The sequence below is a fragment of the Gracilibacillus suaedae genome, from assembly GCF_017599345.1.
GTDB classification, from domain to species: Bacteria; Bacillota; Bacilli; order Bacillales; family Amphibacillaceae; genus Gracilibacillus; species Gracilibacillus suaedae.
The window spans coordinates 60472-79551 of sequence record NZ_JAGFVL010000035.1; the positions used below are offsets into that span (position 1 = coordinate 60472).

Consider the following 19080-nt stretch of genomic DNA (forward strand, 5'->3'; position numbering starts at 1 on the left):
AACTAACGTTTCATTATATAGCATTTTTCCACATGATCTCGTCGAACAACATCGAATAAATACATTTCCTGCGGTTTCCCAGGAAATATTAATATTAATTATTTCCTAGTTCATCCCGCCATTGTAATAAGTCTGTTTTTTCTACATCTGTAATTTCATTATTTTCAACTAATGCTTTAGCTAAAATATCAAAATTAGTAATCGTTGTAAAAGGTATATTAGCTTCTTTAAATTGTTGATCCGCCTTTTTCAAACCATAACTAAAGATTGCTAACACACTTAAAACTTCAGCACCTGCTTCTCGTAATACAAGTGCACTTTCGATAGATGATCCTCCCGTAGATATAAGGTCCTCAATTACGATGACTTTATCTCCTTGTTCTACCTTACCTTCTATCTGATTTTGCTTGCCATGTCCTTTTGGCTTTGATCGTACATAAACCATTGGAAGATTTAAATAATCCGCTAGCCATGCAGCATGAGGTATACCTGCTGTGGCACAGCCTGCAATCACATCTGGCTTTTCTGTTAACTGATCAATTATTTCCGCGAATTGTTTTACGATTTGTTTTCGTACATCTGGATAAGACATCGTTAATCGATTATCACAATAGATGGGAGAATGAATGCCAGATGTCCATACGAATGATCGATCTGGACGAATTTGAATGGCATCTATCTCATATAGCGCATTGGCAATTTCTTTAGATTTAAGCATTTGCCCACTCCTCTACTACTCGGCTATAATTAGCTTTTGGATTTTCTGCCTGTGTAATACTTCTTCCTATAACTAAATAATCCGCTCCATTTTGCTTCGCAAGTTGAGGGGTTGCTACTCGTTTTTGATCATTCTGATTAGACTCAGTCAATCTAATTCCTGGTGTTACGGTTAAGAAGGCATCACCACAGGCTTGTTTAATAATTGGTACTTCATGTGCCGAACATACAACACCATCTGCACCACTGTTTTTCGTTAATAATGCTAGTCGTTTAACGGCATCGTCTACTGATTGATTGATATATAATTCCTCTTTTAATGTTGACTGATCCAGTGATGTCAGAACAGTTACCGCAATTAGTTTAGGAACTTTACCATCCGCTCCAGCTTCAAGCCCTCTTTTGGCTGCTTTGATCATATCAGAGCCTCCCGAAGCATGGACGTTGACAATATCAACCCCTAAGGTAGCTAAATTAAACATGGCTTTTTCCACCGTTGTCGGAATATCATGAAGTTTCAAGTCTAAGAAAATCGGATGTTTATGTTCTTTTAGCCAATCAATCATTTCCCTACCTTCACGATAAAATAATTCCATCCCTACTTTTACAGGTACTCCATATAAGTCATGCTTCTCGATAAATGCTTTCACATCATCTGCTGTACGAAAATCTAAGGCGAGGAAAAATGGTTGCTTCATTACACATGCCCCTTTCCTATTACGTCTTCCACTGAATCAAATCCATACTGCTTTAACACACTTGGTAAATCATTAATTATCTCAGGGCATGCAAGCGGGTTTTGAAAATTAGCCGTTCCCACTGCTACAGCATTAGCACCTGCTAAAAGAAATTCTAAAGCATCTTCTGCTGTGATAATTCCTCCCATTCCAATAATCGGAATATCGAGAGCTTGACGAACTTCATAGATCATCCGAATCGCAATCGGTTTTATTGCTGGACCTGATAACCCACCAGTTTTATTGGCAATAATCGGTTTGCGTTGTTTTAAATTAATTTGCATTCCTGTTAGCGTATTAATCATCGATAAACCATCAGCTCCAGCATCTGCTACTGCTTTTGCCATTTCTACAATATTTGATACATTCGGAGATAATTTGACATAAACCGGGTAGTCACTTGCTTCTTTTACCTGATAAGTTACTTCTTTCGCTAGTGACGGATCCGTTCCAAATTGGACACCGCCCTCTTTGACGTTAGGGCACGATATATTCAGTTCAATAGCAGCAATATCTTCTGAACGATTCAATGTTTCGGTAACTTTGACATATTCCTCTACCGTACTACCTGCAACATTTGCAATAACTGGCGTGTCATATGATCGTAAAAAAGGTAACTCTTCTTCGATAATTTTTTCAACACCAGGATTTTGTAGTCCGATTGCATTTAGCATACCACTAGATGTTTCTGCTACTCGTGGTGTCGGATTTCCGTATCTTGCTTCACCTGTTGCAGCTTTAACGATAATCGCTCCTAATTCACTTAAATCATAAAACTGACTGTATTCCTTGCCAAACCCGAAACAACCGGAAGCAGGCATGACAGGATTTTTTAACGTTAACCCAGGTAATCTTGTCGTTAAATTCATGTTAAGATCACCTCATTTGCTGAAAATACTGGTCCATCCTTACATATTTTTTTCGATTTCTTAGGGTCTTCTTTTAAAGGAACAACACATGCATAACATGTCCCAACTCCACAACCCATTCTTTCTTCTAATGAGATATAGCCTTTATGTCCATCTAATTGACCGGAAACTGCCTTCAACATCGGGGTTGGTCCGCAAGAGAAAAAGTAATCAAACGCAGGGTTTAATTCATTGATAATGTCTGTAACAAAGCCTTTTTTTCCATAACTGCCATCATTTGTCGCAATATACGTATTACCTAATGCTTGAAATTTTTCTTCATAAAAGATTTGCTCTTTCGATTGGAAACCAAGAACACTCGTAACCTTTATCCCTTTTTCCTTGAGCGTTTTAGCTAGATAGTAGAGCGGAGGAACACCAATCCCCCCACCTACTATTAAGGCATGGTCTATCTCTAATTGATCCACAGGATAATAGGATCCACATGGCAAAATAACATCAAGTGAATCTCCTGCTTGAAATTTACTTAGCTCACGCGTTCCTGCCCCAAATATTTTAAAGATGATCGTAAAAGTTTCCGATTCGGTGTCAACCCCTGCGACAGAAACAGGTCTGCGTAGCATATGATTCGCTAAGGCAATATGCACAAATTGCCCTGGCTTTAATTCTTTTGCCAATGGAGAGTGTAATACCACTTCAAAGGTGTCCTCAGCAATTTGCATATGACTTTTTATTGTCAGCAATTGTTTCGTTATCACAGTACAATCGCCTTCCCTTCTACTGCTGGCTTCGCAGTAAATGTTGTCGAATCAATTACATTCACGATTGCTTCCGCTGTATCTAAGCTAGTTAAACATGGGATACCATGTTCTACTGATTCACGACGAATTCTAAAACCATCAGAACGAGGTTTCTTGCCAGAAGTAAGAGTATTAATCACAACTTGAACTTCTCCTTGTTCAATGATGGAGATTACGTTTTTACCTTCTGCTCCTACTTTTCCAACCTCTGTTACAGGAATATTTAATTCTCTGATCGTATTTGCTGTACCCTCGGTTGCATAGAGATGAAAACCTAATTCAAAGAATCGTTTCGCTATTTCCGATGCTTCTGACTTATCTTTATCAGCTATCGTAATTAGGATGGCACCTTCCATCGGGATTTTTAACCCTGAAGCTGTTAAACCTTTATACAATGCTTTTTCTAATGTTCTGTCACGTCCGATTGCTTCCCCTGTTGACTTCATTTCAGGTCCAAGCATCGTATCAACACTGCGTAATTTTTCGAAAGAGAATACTGGTACTTTAACAGATACTGTTTCTGGTTCTGGTAGCAACCCTTTTTGATAGCCCATGTTGGCCAATGATTCGCCTATAATACAACGTGTAGCAATATTAGCCATTGTTACACCTGTAATCTTACTTAAAAATGGAATCGTACGGCTTGCTCTAGGGTTCACTTCTAATACATATACTTCATTGTGGTGCACGACAAATTGAATATTAATAAGCCCTTTGACACCTAATTTTTCCGCAATTTTTATCGTAGTGTCTACACATTCTTGTTTAATATCCTCTGATAATCGCTGTGCAGGGTAAACGGCAATCGAGTCACCTGAATGTACACCGGCACGTTCAATGTGTTCCATTACTCCTGGAATAATTGTTGTTTCTCCATCACTGATCGCATCTACTTCTACTTCAATTCCCGTTAAATATTTGTCGATTAATACTGGGTGCTTGTGCTTAATATGGTTTGTTTTCGCTAAATAGCTCTCCAACTCATCTTCACTGTAGACAATTTCCATCTGACTTCCACCGATCACATACGATGGACGTACTAAAACTGGATAACCGATCGAAGAGGCTGCTTCCTTTGCTTGATCTAACTGACGCACACTTTTACCTTGTGGTTGTGGAATGTCTAATTCTTGTAAAAGTTGTTCAAATTTATCACGATCTTCGGCAGTATCTATTGCTGTAAGTGGTGTACCTAAAATTCTTACCCCTCGACGCTCTAACCCTTCTGCTAGGTTAATAGCGGTTTGACCACCGAATTGAACAATAACTCCTTCTGGTTTTTCCAGATCAATTACATGCATAACATCCTCTAATGTTAATGGTTCAAAGTATAACTTGTCAGAAACACTAAAGTCAGTTGATACTGTCTCTGGGTTACTATTCATAATGATTGCTTCATAGCCTGCTTCTTTTAATGCTAATACAGAGTGAACTGTTGCATAATCGAATTCAATCCCTTGACCGATTCGGATCGGACCTGAACCGATAACTAGTACTTTATTACGGTCGGTTACTACTGATTCATTTTCCTCTTCATATGCACTGTAAAAATAAGGCGTTTCCGATTCGAACTCTGCTGCACAAGTATCTACCATCTTATAAACAGGTATAATATTCTCATTTTTTCTGAGTTGATACACTTCATCCACATCAACATTCCATAAACGAGCAATTTGAGTATCAGACATACCTAATTGTTTTGCTTCTTTTAATAAATCGAGATTTTGCGGTAGTTCAACTAATTTCACTTCTAAATCAATAATTTTCTTCAACTTCTCTAAGAAGAAACGATCGATCTTCGTTAACCGAAAAATTTCCTCAACAGTCATTCCTTGGCGCATCACTTCAGCTAATACATAGAACCTCTCATCATCCGCATCTACAAGGCGTTCTTTTAAAACATCTAATGATTCATCTTCTAATACTGCTAGGTAGAAATCTTCACCACTGATATCTAGAGATCGTATTCCTTTTAATAGAGATTCTTCGAAATTACGACCAATTGCCATAACTTCCCCTGTCGCTTTCATTTGTGTACCTAGTTTACGGTTACCTAATACAAATTTATCGAATGGGAAGCGTGGAAATTTCGTTACGACATAATCTAAAGCTGGCTCATACATCGCGTAAGTAGTTCCCGTAATTGGATTCATAATTTCATCCAATGTCATACCGATTGCAATCTTAGCGGCAATCTTCGCAATTGGATAACCTGTTGCTTTAGATGCTAAGGCTGACGAACGGCTTACCCTAGGATTTACCTCAATTATATAGTATTGAAAGCTGTATGGATCTAACGCTAATTGGACGTTACAGCCTCCTTCAATTTCTAATGCGCGAATAATTTTTAAAGATGCTGAACGCAACATTTGATATTCACGGTCACTTAATGTTTGGGATGGTGCTACTACAATCGAATCACCAGTATGAATCCCAACTGGGTCAATGTTTTCCATGTTACATACAACAATCGCTTGATCATTTTTATCACGCATAACTTCATATTCAATTTCTTTAAAACCTGCAATATTTCTTTCTATTAAACATTGATTAACTGGTGATAAAGCTAAACCGTTTCTTGTTATTTCTGTTAAGTCGGTTTCGTTGTAACACATACCGCCACCAGTACCACCGAGTGTGTATGCTGGTCTAACAATTAGTGGATAACCAATTTCACCTGCAAAGTCTAATGCTTGTTCTACTGTATTAACAATTTGACTTTCTGGTACAGGTTCATTAATTTCATTCATTAACGCTCTGAATTTCTCACGATCCTCTGCTTGCTGGATCGCATCTAACTTGGATCCAAGTAACTCCGCTCCATACTCTTCTAAAATCCCTGATTCATCTAAAGCAACAGCTAGATTCAATCCAGTCTGCCCGCCGAGAGTTGGCAACACAGCATCAGGACGTTCTTTACGAATGATTTTTGATAGAAATTCTACCGTTAGTGGCTCCATATATACCGTGTCTGCAATCGTGTGATCAGTCATAATGGTTGCAGGATTGGAGTTAGCTAAAATTACTGTGTAACCTTCTTCTTTCAATGATTGACATGCTTGTGTTCCAGAATAGTCAAATTCTGCTGCTTGTCCAATGACAATTGGACCTGATCCGATTACTAATATTTTTTGAATATCTGTTCTTTTTGGCATTAGACTTCCTCCTTCTGTGCTGCTTGATAGCTTTGAATATTATTGATAAAACGATCAAATAAATAGTTTGTATCATCAGGTCCTGGTGAACTTTCAGGGTGATATTGTACCGAGAACGCCGGGTAATTGGAATGTTTTACCCCTTCAACTGTTTTATCGTTTAAAGCAATTTGAGTAAGCTCTAGTTCGGTTTGTGCAATAGATTCTTCTGTTACTGCATATCCGTGATTTTGTGAAGTTAGGTAAGTACGTTTTGTCTCAAAATCATAAATAGGATGATTGGATCCACGGTGACCAAACTTTAATTTTTCCGTATCAGCCCCACACGCTAATGCTAATAATTGGTGTCCTAAGCAAATACCAAAGGTCGGTACAGTCGGCATAACATCCTTGATCATTTCGATCGCTTCTGGAACATTTTTAGGATTGCCAGGACCATTGGTTAACATGATACCATCTGGTTTTAAGCGCAAGATATTTTCTGCACTGTAGTTGTAAGGTACTACGGTGACATGACAATTACGTTTCGTTAATTCTCGTAAAATACCATGCTTCATTCCAAAGTCTACTAATACAATCCGGTACCCTCTACCAGGTGAAACGTATGGCTTTACTGTAGAAACTTGTGCAACTTGATTAGTGAGTAATTTTGCTTGTTTTAATTTAACTAATGCCTCTGGATCCTCAGCACCGGCTTCTGTTAAAATACCGCGCATTGTCCCGTGTTGTCGTAAAATTTTAGTAAGTTTTCTTGTATCAATTCCAGCAATACCTGGTATTTGATTGGCTTTCAAGTATTCATCAAGGTTTTCGTCACTTCGAAAGTTAGAAGGTATTTCGGCGAATTCTTTTACTACAAAACCAAAAATAGATGGCGTAATCGTTTCAAAATCGTCTCGATTTATACCGTAATTTCCAATGAGCGGATATGTCATCGTAACGATTTGACCACAATAGGATGGATCAGACAATGTTTCCTGATAACCTGTCATTCCAGTATTAAATACCACTTCACCAATACTTTCTTCTAATGAACCAAATGCTTCACCATTAAAAACGGTACCGTCTTCTAAAATAAGCTGTCTTTTCATTCTGTTGCCTCCTCATAAGCGATCTCACCTTGATAAATCGTCATTACCGGTTTTCCTGTTACTTCCCATTTATCAAATGGTGTATTTTTCCCTTTCGATACAAACGTATCTTTATCTATACTTTCATTTGTTTCGAGATTAAGTAGCGTTAAATCGGCACTAGCTCCAATCTCCATTCTTCCATATGGTAGACCGAAAGTATCTGCTGGTTTTACCGTCAGCCAATCAATAAGCTGTTTCAATGTAAAGATTCCTTCTTGGACAAAGTGGGTATGAAGAAGAGAAAATGCTGTTTCAAAACCAACAATGCCAAATGGTGCTTCTTCCATACCGTTCGCTTTCTCCTCTGCAGTATGTGGAGCATGATCTGTCGCAATAAAATCTATCGTTCCATCAAGTAAGCCTTCAATCAGTGCCTCTTGATCTTCTTTGGCACGTAAAGGCGGGTTCATTTTAAAATTTGCATCATTTTCGGTAATGGCATTTTCATTGATTAATAGATGATGTGGTGTTACTTCTGCTGTTACACGAATCCCAGCTTTTTTCGCATCACGGATTACACGGACAGATTCTTTAGTACTGACGTGGCATACGTGATAATGGCATCCCGTTGCTTCTGCTAAAAGAACATCACGCGCAATTTGTACAGACTCACAAATAGAAGGTATTCCAGGTAAACCTAATTGCTGACTTACTTGACCTTGATGCATCACGCCATTGTGAATTAATGTATTTTCCTCACAATGGGCAACAATAGGCATGTCAGCCGCTGCTGCTTGCGTCATCGCTTGTAACATCATATCTGCTGATTGAACACCTACACCATCATCTGTATACGCAAAAGCGCCCGCTTCCTTTAATGCCTTCATATCCGTTAACTTATCCCCTACAAGTCGCTCCGTAATTGATGCATATGGTAATACACGAATTGCTGCTGTCTCTTTAATTCGGTCCTGAATAGCTTGTAGAACTTCAACAGAATCAGGTGTTGGTTGTGTATTCGGCATGGCACAAACCGTTGTATATCCACCTCGTGCAGCTGATTTTGTACCAGTTTCAATCGTTTCTTTTGCCTCGCCACCTGGCTCTCTTAAATGAACATGGACATCAACAAACCCTGCAGTAACCAAGTTACCTTTGCCATCGATTTGTTCTACTTCTGAAACATCGATGTCAGTTCCAATAGCTTTGATTTTCCCATCTTCTATTAAAATTTCACATGGTTGTAAATGACCGTTAACCGATAAATGCTTGACGTTTGTTAAAATCTTCTTCATTGAAGTTGCCCCCTTTGGTTAAAAGTGTCTCCATTACTGCCATTCTTGCTACTACACCATTTTTCATTTGCTTGAATATTCTTGATCTCTCACATTCAACTAAGTTTGTATCAATTTCCACACCTCTGTTTACAGGTGCCGGATGTAAGATAATTGCGTGTTTTTTCATCTTTGCTTCTCTTTCCACAGTTAAACCATATTTCTCAAGATAACCTTCTTGTTGCATGGAGGTTCGTTGCTGATGTCGCTCATGCTGAATCCGTAGTAGCATCATTACATCTGCAATTTCGATAGCTTCATCCATCGATACATATGAAAAGGCTAATGAATCATCATGCCATTCTTCCTTTCCAGTTAGATAGACCTCACAGCCTAATGTAGAAAGAGCAATAGCATTGGATCGAGCAACACGACTATGCTTGATGTCACCAGCAATCACTACTTTTAATCCTTTAAACTTTTGATATTCCTGGTAAATAGTTACCAGATCCAGCAGGCATTGTGTCGGGTGTTCACCTGTTCCGTCTCCTGCGTTAATGACAGGGATAGATAAAGATTCGGCTAATTGATTAGCTATGTTTTCTTCTTGGTGTCGTACTACGATAAGATTTGCGCCAATCGCTTCAAACGTTTTTGCTGTGTCATAAATACTTTCACCTTTTGTTACACTAGAATGGTCAGCCATAAATTCTAATGGTTCTATTCCTAGTTTTCTTTCTGCTACAACAAAACTCGTTTTGGTACGTGTACTTGGTTCGAAGAAAAGATTAGCAGCAAAAATTTGTCCTTTTAAAGGGTTTACCCCTTTTTGACTAATTTCATTTGCTCTTTTAACCAATTGAAGAATTTCTGCTGCGCTTTTTTCCTTCATCGTCACAAAATGCTCCATCTTTACATCCTCCCTATCTTTTTTAGTTGATCTATTATTCTCCATCTTCAGGTGTTGCAAACATATTACCATTGCCATAACCTGATTCTTTCTCTGGTAGTATAAGATTTAAGATCAGGCCAATTAAGGCTGAGAGAGCCATGCCTGCGATGGTTACATCTACATCTCCGACCGGAATGTTTACATATGCTCCACCGATGCCGATTACTAAGATAACTGACGAGATGACTAGATTTCGTTTAATGCCAAGGTCAATGTGGTTATCAATCAGCATGCGTAATCCACTTGAGGCAATAATACCGAATAGCAGAATCGACACACCACCCATCACTGGGGTAGGAATGGATGCTATCAGTTCGGTAATAATCCCGATAAAACCGAAAATAATTGCTAAGACAGCTGCGCCACCGATAACAAACACACTAAATACTCTCGTTATTGCCAATACGCCAATGTTTTCTCCATACGTAGTATTTGGCGGGCCTCCTAATAATGAAGCGATGATTGTTGCTACCCCATCACCTAATATCGAGCGATGTAGTCCAGGTTTCTTTATGAAATTTTTACCAGCTACTTTAGATAACACCATTTGATCACCGATATGCTCCGCTACGGTTACAACAGCGACTGGTACCATGAGGAACACGATACTCCAGCTAAACACATCGACTGGATTAAACGTAACAAATGGGATAACAAAATCGGGCACTAAAAAAACCGACTGAACAACTTCACCAAATGAGTTACTGGAAACAATTTTATCCCATGCTGCTTGTACGCCACTGGCATCTAATACCTTTACATTAGTGATAGCAGTAATAATTAATGAGTAAACATAACCACCTATGATCCCAATCAGGATCGGAATAAGACCGAAAAATCCTCTGAATAATAAGGAGCCAATAACCGTGATCAGCAACGTTACAATGGCTGCACTGAAATGAACACCGCTATATTCTCCATCTACATTCATCGCCATATCAATCGCTGTTGGCGCTAAGCCTAATCCAATCACTATAATGACTGGTCCTACTACGATCGGTGGTAATACTTTTATAATCCAATCCGTTCCAAAAGCACCTATCAGTAACGAAAGTATTCCATAAACAACACCTGCAAGGAAACTTCCAATCATAACTCCACCAGGTCCACCTATTGCCATCGCACTTGTAATTGGTGCAATAAAAGCAAAGCTGGAACCTAAATAGGCCGGTATCTGACCTTTTGTAATCAGCAGGTACGCTAATGTACCCATACCACTGGATACTAAAGCGACCGCTGGTGATAAATCTGTTAGAAATGGTACTAAAATCGTAGCTCCAAACATGGCAAATAAGTGTTGTATACTAAACAGTAACCATTCTGATATTTTAGGTACTTCCCTGACACCTAAAACCATTTTTTTCTCTGACATTTCTCTATCTCCCCTTCTTTTCGGCTAAAAAAACCTCTTTGCTGGTCGCAAAGAGGTAGACGTGTAGTATAAAAAGGTACACGTATCCTTTAAATGCGACCTTGCAAGCATCTCTGTACTTGTTTAAAGGTCTTATTTTTTTTCATAAATACTGACACTGTCTTGTTGATCAATTTCTTCCAACTCAACCGTAATAATTTCATTTTGGGATGTTGGGATGTTTTTACCGATAAAATCTGCACGTATGGGCAGTTCACGATGTCCCCGATCAACTAAGACAGCTAACTGCATTTGAGACGGTCTTCCTTGATCCATAATAGCATCCATAGCAGCTCTCACTGTTCTTCCTGTGTATAAAACATCATCTACTAAAATAACATTTTTACCTGTAACTTGTTCTTTTAGGTTGGCTTCATTTAGTCTTGGTTCCTGGTTGTCGACATGTGATAAATCATCACGGTAAAGCGTAATATCCAATTCTCCAATCGGGACCTTTACACCTTCGATATCCTGAATCCGTTCTTGAAGCCGTTTGGCAATCGGCACTCCTCTGGTTTTAATTCCTACTAGCATTAATCCTTCTACACCCTTGTTTCGTTCGAGAATTTCGTGGGCAATTCGTGTCAGTGCCCTTCTCATTGCCGGTGCATCTAGTACATTTGCTTTTTTATTCATCATAAAAACCTCACTTTATATAACTTGTTAAGACCTATTACTTCGTTTTTAGAGCGGTCATTATCTATCTTCCTTCTTGCATAAAAAATCCTTATTCTCCGTGGGAGAATAAGGATTTTTTTGGCATACCTGTAGTATGTTGATCCGTTTCCTTTTCAGCCTCACGGGACTGTTTTAAAAGGTCTTTATGATATTGTTTATATTATGTCAAAAACTGCCCGCTAAGTCAATAACTTTTTCGGATATTTTCTAACACCGTTGCAAATTTCTCTGGTACTGGTACTTCGAAATCCATCTGTTCTTTCTTCACGGGGTGTTCAAAACTTAGATGATAAGCATGCAGTGCTTGACCATCGACATCTATTGTTTTTCTTTGACCATATTTTGGATCACCAACTAATGGATAACCAATATATTTCATGTGGACACGAATCTGATGAGTTCTCCCAGTTTCTAACACACATTTCACAAGCGTGAATTTTCCATGCAGTCTTTCAATCACTTCAAAATGTGTCACAGCATCTTTGCCTTTCTCCGTAACATCCATTAACTGACGATTCTTTTCGCTTCGTCCTATCGGTGCATCAATCGAACCATATTCATGCGGTATATCCCCATGAACAATTGCTTTATATGCTCTTTTCATTTTTTTCTCTTTCAGTTGCTCTGCTAATCTTTCGTGTGCAACATCGTGTTTAGCTACTACTAATAAACCACTCGTGTCTTTATCAATTCGATGGACTATCCCAGGTCTCTTCACACCATTAATACCTGATAAATCATCACAGTGGTACAGTAAAGCATTGACTAAAGTATCTTCCTGATGCCCAGCTGCGGGATGAACGACCATGCCGCTTTTTTTATTAATGACAAGAATATCTTCATCTTCATATACGATATCAATCGGTATATCTTTTGCCACTACATCTAACGGTTCTACTTCCGGTACTTGCCACTCTATTTGATCCTCAATCTGGCATTTATAGTTTTGTTTCACCGTCTTACCGTTTACAAGCACTAAGTTTTTATCAAACCAAGTTTTAATTTGTGATCTGGAATAGTCTTCTGTAATATCGACTATTAGTTTATCTATCCGTGTCCCTTGATCATTCGTCTTAACTACATAAGAAAACTCGCTCATGTCTGGTTGCTCCTTTTTTTGTTTCTCTCATCTAAAAATGTATAGATGAAAATAGCGATAACTCCTACTACCAATGCGGAATCAGCAATATTAAAGATCGGATAATCATATGTACCGATATAAACGTCAAAGAAGTCAACTACCTCTTTACGGAACAGGCGATCAATAAAATTACCGATTGCACCGCCTAAAACAAAAGCTAAAGCAAGTCTTAACCATTTACTCTCCTTACCAAACTTTTGGATATAAAAAATAATAAAGCCAATAACGATCACGGTAATGATGTAAAAAAAGATCATCTGACCTTGCAATATCCCCCATGCTGCACCAGAATTTCGGTGTGATGTTAAATAAAAAAAGGATTCAATAACTGTGATTTGTTCTCCAAGTTCCATATTTGTTACGACAAGCCATTTTGTTAATTGATCAATAATGACAACTGCTAACGCTACTACATATACTCTCCACATAATATACCTCCGACATTTCATTAAACGAACTACTTAAATACCCATCATATTATACCATTATCTTCCCATTAAAGAAAACTTGTAATACCATAAAGCCACAAACACACGTCTACCAATTTAACAGCCTTCGCCGTATCCATATACTACGCCGTAACGTGCATGGATTTACTCTCGTCCCTTACTGCATTTTGATGAGTGCTCACATACGCTCCGGCAAAATACTGCGCTTTCCATGGGCGGTTTTTAGCTAACTTGGCAAAGAAAAACACTTCACCAAGTAGATCTTCAGCTCGCGTGAGTTCCCACAGGAGTCTCCGTATTCTGCCTCCGCTATTTTTGTTCGCTGATTATAGAAAGAAATGAACTCATGGAACTAAGCTTTTCTGTTTTAATCGGCTGTAAATCCCTCCTGAGCATAGTCGCGCTCTATTGCTACATATGGTGGAGAAATCGACTGGTTGATTTCGGATTAGTGTTGTGGAGCAAATATTAACGAAGGCCGCCCACTTCAACTCCTGTGGGACCTGTTTGGCCTGAAGATCCACTTTTTCGAGCGGTTTTTGCTCGAAAAAGTTAGCTGAAGGGCAAACCCCACGGAAAGGGAAGTGGGCAGCCGGAGTGGCGGTTATGATCACGATCCATGTCAAAATTACTTCATAGGTGACTGTACATTTAGTTTCGAACAAATAGTATTTTCATTACTTCGCAGTTTGTATCAACTGCGATATTTCTATGTGGAATAGAAAAGCAACTATCTTTATGTGGAAGATAGTTGCTTTGATGATACTATTCTACAAGCTCTGCATAGTTTTCCTTTACTACCGTTGCACAACGCGTACATAACGTTGGATGATCTTGATCTTTACCTACTGTATCTGAAATCACCCAACAGCGTTCACAAGTTTCCCCATCATGTTTACTAATTTTCAATGTTACATGTTCAAACGTTTGACCATCTGTTAGTTCATCAACTAGTTCCACATGAGAAACAATTAACAGTTGATGTAGATATGGTACTTCAGCTAATAACGTTGCTACCTTATCATCATTAGCTTTGATCGTAACAGAAGCTTCTAATGATTTACCAATTACTTTTTCTGCACGTGCTTCTTCTAAAGCTTTTAGAATATCGTCACGTACATCCATAAATTGTGACCATTTTGAAGCTAATTGCTCTTGATCTTTGATTTCTCTTGCTTCTGGCATATCCGTTAGTTGTGGACTTTCTGCTTCCACACCTGGAATATAACTCCACACTTCTTCCATTGTATGAGTTAAGATCGGTGTCAACAATTTCACTAAGGAAGTAATCATTTCGTGATAGACTGTTTGAATACTACGTCTTCTATGATTATCCTCTGCCTCAATATAGAGAATATCCTTTGCAAAATCTAGATAGAATGAGCTTAAATCAATCGTACAGAAATGATGAATCGTTTGATATACTGTTGAGAAATCATATTCGTCATAGGCTTTGCGTGACTTATCAATCACTTGTTGCAGGCGATATAACATGTAACGATCGACTTCTTCCAGTTGGGCTTCTTCTACACGATCCTCTAGTGTGAAATCAGCTAAATTACCAAGTAAGAAGCGGAACGTATTGCGAATTTTACGATATCCTTCTGATGTTTGTTTAATAATCTCATCAGAAATACGAACATCTGCCTGATAATCAACAGAAGCTACCCATAAACGAAGAATATCTGCACCGTATTGTTTCATGATTTTAGAAGGTACAACTACATTTCCTACCGATTTACTCATTTTACGACCTTGGCCATCTAATGCGAAACCGTGACTAATTACTGTTTCATATGGAGCTTTACCTGTTACTGCAACAGCTGTTGAAATAGATGAGTTAAACCAGCCACGATATTGGTCAGAACCTTCTAAATACACATCTGCAGGTCGTTGTAGATCCTCTCTTCCTTCCAATACTCCTTCATGAGAGCTACCGGAGTCAAACCATACGTCCATGATGTCCATTTCTTTCGTGAATTCCCCATTTGGACTGTGTTCAGAAGAGAACCCTTCCGGTAGTAAATCTTTCGTATCCCACTCAAACCAGATATTAGAACCATGTTCTTCAAAAAGTTCAGCTACATGATGGATCGTTTCGTCATTAATGATTGGTGTCTTATCTTCACCGTAAAACACCGGAATTGGTACACCCCATGTACGTTGTCTAGAAATACACCAATCTTCACGATCTCGCACCATATTAAATAGTCGCGTTTCGCCCCATTTTGGTAACCAGTTAATTCGATTAATTTCCGCTAAAATATCCGCTCGAAAATCTTTGATTGATGCAAACCATTGATTAGTCGCACGGAAAATCGTTGGCTTTTTCGTACGCCAGTCATGTGGGTAGGAGTGAGTGATAAAGTTAAGTTTTAAGAGCGCATTGTTTTCTTCAAGTTTTTCGGTTACTTGTTTGTTGGCTGCATCATAGAATAACCCTTCGAAGCCTGGTGCTTCCGCTGTGAAAACTCCTTTTTCATCAACAGGGCACAATACATCTAAACCATATTGCTTACCGATAATAAAGTCATCTTCCCCGTGTCCTGGTGCAGTATGAACAAGTCCTGTACCACTTTCGGTTGTTACGTGATCACCTAAAATGATTAATGATTCACGGTCATAGAAAGGGTGCTCTGCAACTAGTCTATCTGCTTCTTTACCCTTGAAAGTTTTCACTACTTCTGCTTCTTGCCACTCTAATGTTTCTTTTAGTTCATTTAACATATCATGTGCGACAATATATTTTTCGTCAGCAACTTTCACAACAGCGTATTCTAATTCTGGATGTACTGAAATAGCTAAATTTGCTGGAAGTGTCCAAGGTGTTGTTGTCCAGATCACAAATTTTTCATCACCATCTAATAAACCTTTACCATCTTTCACATTAAATGCTACATAAATAGATGCTGAACGTTTATCTTGATATTCGATTTCAGCTTCTGCTAAAGCAGATTCTGATGATGGAGACCAGTAAACAGGTTTTAACCCTTTATAAATATAGCCTTTTTTGGCCATCTCTCCAAACACCTTAATTTGTGCTGCTTCATAGGACTTGTTTAATGTGATATAAGGATTTTCCCAGTCTCCTCTTACACCTAACTGTTTAAATTGGTTTCGTTGATTATCAATTTGCTTTAATGCATACTCTGCACATTTTTGTCTAAATTCGGCAATGGTCATTTTCTTACGGTTCACTTTCTTCTTAGCAAGTGCTTGCTCGATTGGTAGACCGTGTGTGTCCCAGCCAGGCACATATGGTGCGTGGAACCCTGCCATTGATTTATATTTGACAATAAAATCCTTTAATACTTTGTTTAGTGCATGCCCCATATGGATGTCTCCATTTGCATATGGAGGTCCATCATGTAATACGAACAACGGCTTCCCCTCTGTTCGTTGTTGTACTTTTTCATACAGTTTTTCTTCATCCCACTTTTTTTGCATTTCTGGTTCTTTGTTAGGTAAATTACCACGCATCGGAAATTTCGTGCGAGGCATTTTCAATGTTTGTTTATATTCCAATTTAAGTCCTCCTTATTCTGATTTGCCAAAGATAAAAACTGCGAACTAGTAAAATATTGTCTTGATGCTAATGTTTGTTGAGCGGACATTTAGTGCGTTATTTGACGGAATAACAATCGTTTTTCGGTGTTGGCGGACATCTAATCCCTTATTTGGTTATTTTTTTAGAAAATTAACTTTATTTTCGATGAATAACGGAATAGATGTCTGCTAGTATCCTAAAAACACCATTTTTGTCACCAATAACGGAACAAATGTCCACGATCATCCCGGTTTAACGTTACCTTGCAGTTTATGGATTTTGTACACTGTTTTAAGGGGTCTAATCCAAAAAAAGAACTCCTCATCCCGGAAAGGGACGAGGAGTTCTCGCGGTACCACCCTTATAGATAACAACGCACGTCGTCGTGCTATCCACTCAGCAATTCGTAACGTGAATGACTCGTTTACACTTACTCTATTCAGTGTAACTACTCATGGGTGATTTTCTATTTAGGTACTAAATTAGGCTTACACCATCCCTAACTCGCTTTGTTAGTAATCCAAATATACTCTCCCAATCATAGTATTTCCTTCAAGTATGAAAAGTTTGTAGTAAGAATTATATGTAATATTTTTTATTTCGTCAAGAATTAATATTGATTGGACTCTTCTCTTTCCGGTTCTTCTTCGTTCTCGATGTTTATTTCAAATAATCCATCCCAATCATTATTTTCTACTAAGTCAAGTTGTGCTTCTACTAACATTTTCAATCTGGTACGGAATACTTTCGCTTGTTTCTTTAATTCTTCTACTTCTAAAGCGATAGATCTTGATTTATGCAATGCTTCATTAATAATTCGGTCTGCATTTTTTTCTGCTTCTTTTATGATCAATTTAGATTCTTTTTTGGCATTTTCTTTTACTTCTTCAGCAGTCTCCTGTGCAACCAGAATCGATTTGTTTAACGTCGTTTCAATATTGGAGAAATGGCTAAGCTTCTCATTTAATTGGTCCACTTTTTCTTTTAAATCTTTCTTTTCACGAATAACCGCTTCGTAATCTTTGATCACCTGATCAAGAAATTCATTTACATCATCTTCATCATAACCCCGAAAACCTCTAGCAAATTCCTTGTTATGAATATCGAGCGGTGTTAAAGGCACATCGGCCACCTCCTATTAGATGTCATTCTTTATACAATATCTTATCATACTTTATTGACAAATCACTAAAAAATTCAACAAAAAATTATAATAATTTTTCAAAAGTAATTCTTATTTTGTCTTTTTTGGTACGACCTTGTAATTCAGTAATCCGAGACCTACCTTTCCCTCTAATCGATATAAGATCTTCTTCTTCAAGCACAAAGGAAGGTTGATCAATGGTTTGGAAATTTACCTTTACCAGACCTTTCTTGATCAGATTCAACGCTTGTTGTCTGGAAATTTGGTACATTTCTTTGATGATTACATCTAAGCGTAAAGATGTACATGTTGCCATTCGCGATTGCCATGTATCTTGAGATGGCAGTCTTTCGGCCATCGAAACTCTGTCAAAAGTGACTCCTGCCTTCTTGATTGACGTGACATTTGTAATAAGATAGGTCGTTATATCTGATGCTACGAGAATCTGAATAGTATCATTGTGAATAACAATATCACCAATCTTTTTTCGTTTGATACCAGCAGATAAAAAAGTTCCTAAAACATCTCGATGTTCAACGGAAACAAATTTTTGTGGAAAAGTAGCTTGTAATAACTCTACTTCAAAACTTGATTCCTTGATTTCTTCATAAAAAGGTGCTAGTATCGCTCGTTTTCTTTCAGCCGATTCCCAGCCTCCAAAGAAAACTAACTGCAATTCTTCATCATTTCCAATAATCATCTCAAAAATCTTTTGTTCCCTTGGGTGAAGAAAATCAATTACTTTTCTCTCATATCTCGTATTTACTTCATCACGCCAAGACAATACCTGGTCGATAAAAGGGTATTCCTCTTGCCTAAAATGCTGATACAAATCCATCTCCATCACCTATAGACCAACTACAATAGAAAGGAGGTTGATAAATAAATAATTCAATCCTCGCATTGCGAACTGAAGAACAAAAATTGCTACAATTGGTGAAATATCGATCATACCACCGATAGGAGGAATGATTTTCCTGAACGGCTCTAAATATGGTTCTACAATTGAACCGAGCATTTGCCCAAATGATGATTCTCTAGCTCCCGGAAACCATGACATTAAGATATAAATAATAATCGCATATGTGTAAAATGTCATCGCATAATATAAAATCTGATGTAATAATCCCATT

The 19080-nt window shown here is 38.1% G+C and carries 16 protein-coding genes and 1 other annotated feature; all 16 genes read right to left on the reverse strand.

The annotated features are described in order from the left end of the window. Positions 1 to 94 precede the first annotated feature (94 nt). On the reverse strand, positions 95 to 718 hold the full coding sequence (pyrE, locus tag J5J03_RS10060) for an orotate phosphoribosyltransferase (protein ID WP_208589268.1): 624 nt from the start codon (positions 716 to 718) through the stop codon (positions 95 to 97). Next, entirely contained in the window at positions 711 to 1415 is a 705-nt protein-coding gene (gene pyrF / locus J5J03_RS10065) for an orotidine-5'-phosphate decarboxylase (protein ID WP_208589271.1), read from the reverse strand. Before pyrF ends, pyrE begins: the two co-directional genes overlap by 8 nt. Continuing rightward, entirely contained in the window at positions 1415 to 2323 is a 909-nt protein-coding gene (locus J5J03_RS10070; RefSeq protein ID WP_208589273.1) for a dihydroorotate dehydrogenase, read from the reverse strand. Before J5J03_RS10070 ends, pyrF begins: the two co-directional genes overlap by 1 nt. Continuing rightward, positions 2320 to 3081: a dihydroorotate dehydrogenase electron transfer subunit gene (locus J5J03_RS10075; RefSeq protein WP_208589275.1), complete on the reverse strand. Its 762-nt coding sequence runs from the start codon at positions 3079 to 3081 to the stop codon at positions 2320 to 2322. The genes J5J03_RS10070 and J5J03_RS10075 overlap by 4 nt, the downstream gene beginning before the upstream one ends. Next, the gene (carB, locus tag J5J03_RS10080) at positions 3078 to 6278 is read right to left on the reverse strand and encodes a carbamoyl-phosphate synthase large subunit (protein ID WP_208589277.1); all 3201 of its coding nucleotides are present in this window, start codon (positions 6276 to 6278) and stop codon (positions 3078 to 3080) included. Before carB ends, J5J03_RS10075 begins: the two co-directional genes overlap by 4 nt. Then, entirely contained in the window at positions 6278 to 7369 is a 1092-nt protein-coding gene (locus tag J5J03_RS10085; RefSeq protein ID WP_208589279.1) for a carbamoyl phosphate synthase small subunit, read from the reverse strand. The genes carB and J5J03_RS10085 overlap by 1 nt, the downstream gene beginning before the upstream one ends. Then, entirely contained in the window at positions 7366 to 8646 is a 1281-nt protein-coding gene (locus J5J03_RS10090) for a dihydroorotase (protein ID WP_208589280.1), read from the reverse strand. Before J5J03_RS10090 ends, J5J03_RS10085 begins: the two co-directional genes overlap by 4 nt. After that, positions 8606 to 9535, reverse strand: a complete 930-nt coding sequence (locus J5J03_RS10095) for an aspartate carbamoyltransferase catalytic subunit (protein WP_208589281.1) — start codon at positions 9533 to 9535, stop codon at positions 8606 to 8608. The genes J5J03_RS10090 and J5J03_RS10095 overlap by 41 nt, the downstream gene beginning before the upstream one ends. 34 nt (positions 9536 to 9569) lie before the next feature. Beyond that, the gene (locus tag J5J03_RS10100; protein ID WP_208589282.1) at positions 9570 to 10949 is read right to left on the reverse strand and encodes a solute carrier family 23 protein; all 1380 of its coding nucleotides are present in this window, start codon (positions 10947 to 10949) and stop codon (positions 9570 to 9572) included. A gap of 132 nt (positions 10950 to 11081) precedes the next feature. Beyond that, positions 11082 to 11624, reverse strand: coding sequence for a bifunctional pyr operon transcriptional regulator/uracil phosphoribosyltransferase PyrR (gene pyrR, locus J5J03_RS10105; RefSeq protein WP_208589283.1), 543 nt, complete (start codon positions 11622 to 11624; stop codon positions 11082 to 11084). Between the two features lie 226 nt (positions 11625 to 11850). Next, complete coding sequence (locus tag J5J03_RS10110; RefSeq protein ID WP_208589284.1) at positions 11851 to 12765, reverse strand: RluA family pseudouridine synthase; 915 nt, start codon at positions 12763 to 12765, stop codon at positions 11851 to 11853. Then, entirely contained in the window at positions 12762 to 13235 is a 474-nt protein-coding gene (gene lspA, locus J5J03_RS10115; protein WP_208589286.1) for a signal peptidase II, read from the reverse strand. Before lspA ends, J5J03_RS10110 begins: the two co-directional genes overlap by 4 nt. 786 nt (positions 13236 to 14021) lie before the next feature. After that, positions 14022 to 16781, reverse strand: coding sequence for an isoleucine--tRNA ligase (ileS, locus tag J5J03_RS10120; protein WP_208589293.1), 2760 nt, complete (start codon positions 16779 to 16781; stop codon positions 14022 to 14024). 351 nt (positions 16782 to 17132) lie between these two features. Beyond that, positions 17133 to 17354, reverse strand: a binding site (T-box leader). 59 nt (positions 17355 to 17413) lie between these two features. Next, positions 17414 to 17926 (reverse strand): DivIVA domain-containing protein, encoded by a 513-nt coding sequence (locus J5J03_RS10125; protein ID WP_208589294.1) that lies wholly within the window; start codon positions 17924 to 17926, stop codon positions 17414 to 17416. A gap of 85 nt (positions 17927 to 18011) precedes the next feature. After that, entirely contained in the window at positions 18012 to 18791 is a 780-nt protein-coding gene (locus J5J03_RS10130) for a YlmH family RNA-binding protein (protein WP_331460475.1), read from the reverse strand. A gap of 3 nt (positions 18792 to 18794) precedes the next feature. Beyond that, positions 18795 to 19079 (reverse strand): YggT family protein, encoded by a 285-nt coding sequence (locus J5J03_RS10135; protein WP_208589295.1) that lies wholly within the window; start codon positions 19077 to 19079, stop codon positions 18795 to 18797. Position 19080 lies beyond the last annotated feature (1 nt).

Excerpts from the sequence above, each read along its gene's own strand:
- pyrE (WP_208589268.1), bottom strand. The coding sequence starts at position 718 with ATGCTTAAATCTAAAGAAATTGCCAATGCGCTATATGAGATAGATGCC.
- pyrF (WP_208589271.1), bottom strand. The coding sequence starts at position 1,415 with ATGAAGCAACCATTTTTCCTCGCCTTAGATTTTCGTACAGCAGATGAT.
- J5J03_RS10070 (WP_208589273.1), bottom strand. The coding sequence starts at position 2,323 with ATGAATTTAACGACAAGATTACCTGGGTTAACGTTAAAAAATCCTGTC.
- carB (WP_208589277.1), bottom strand. The coding sequence starts at position 6,278 with ATGCCAAAAAGAACAGATATTCAAAAAATATTAGTAATCGGATCAGGT.
- J5J03_RS10085 (WP_208589279.1), bottom strand. The coding sequence starts at position 7,369 with ATGAAAAGACAGCTTATTTTAGAAGACGGTACCGTTTTTAATGGTGAA.
- J5J03_RS10090 (WP_208589280.1), bottom strand. The coding sequence starts at position 8,646 with ATGAAGAAGATTTTAACAAACGTCAAGCATTTATCGGTTAACGGTCAT.
- J5J03_RS10095 (WP_208589281.1), bottom strand. The coding sequence starts at position 9,535 with ATGGAGCATTTTGTGACGATGAAGGAAAAAAGCGCAGCAGAAATTCTT.
- J5J03_RS10100 (WP_208589282.1), bottom strand. The coding sequence starts at position 10,949 with ATGTCAGAGAAAAAAATGGTTTTAGGTGTCAGGGAAGTACCTAAAATA.
- pyrR (WP_208589283.1), bottom strand. The coding sequence starts at position 11,624 with ATGAATAAAAAAGCAAATGTACTAGATGCACCGGCAATGAGAAGGGCA.
- J5J03_RS10110 (WP_208589284.1), bottom strand. The coding sequence starts at position 12,765 with ATGAGCGAGTTTTCTTATGTAGTTAAGACGAATGATCAAGGGACACGG.
- lspA (WP_208589286.1), bottom strand. The coding sequence starts at position 13,235 with ATGTGGAGAGTATATGTAGTAGCGTTAGCAGTTGTCATTATTGATCAA.
- J5J03_RS10130 (WP_331460475.1), bottom strand. The coding sequence starts at position 18,791 with ATGGAGATGGATTTGTATCAGCATTTTAGGCAAGAGGAATACCCTTTT.
- J5J03_RS10135 (WP_208589295.1), bottom strand. The coding sequence starts at position 19,079 with ATGGGATTATTACATCAGATTTTATATTATGCGATGACATTTTACACA.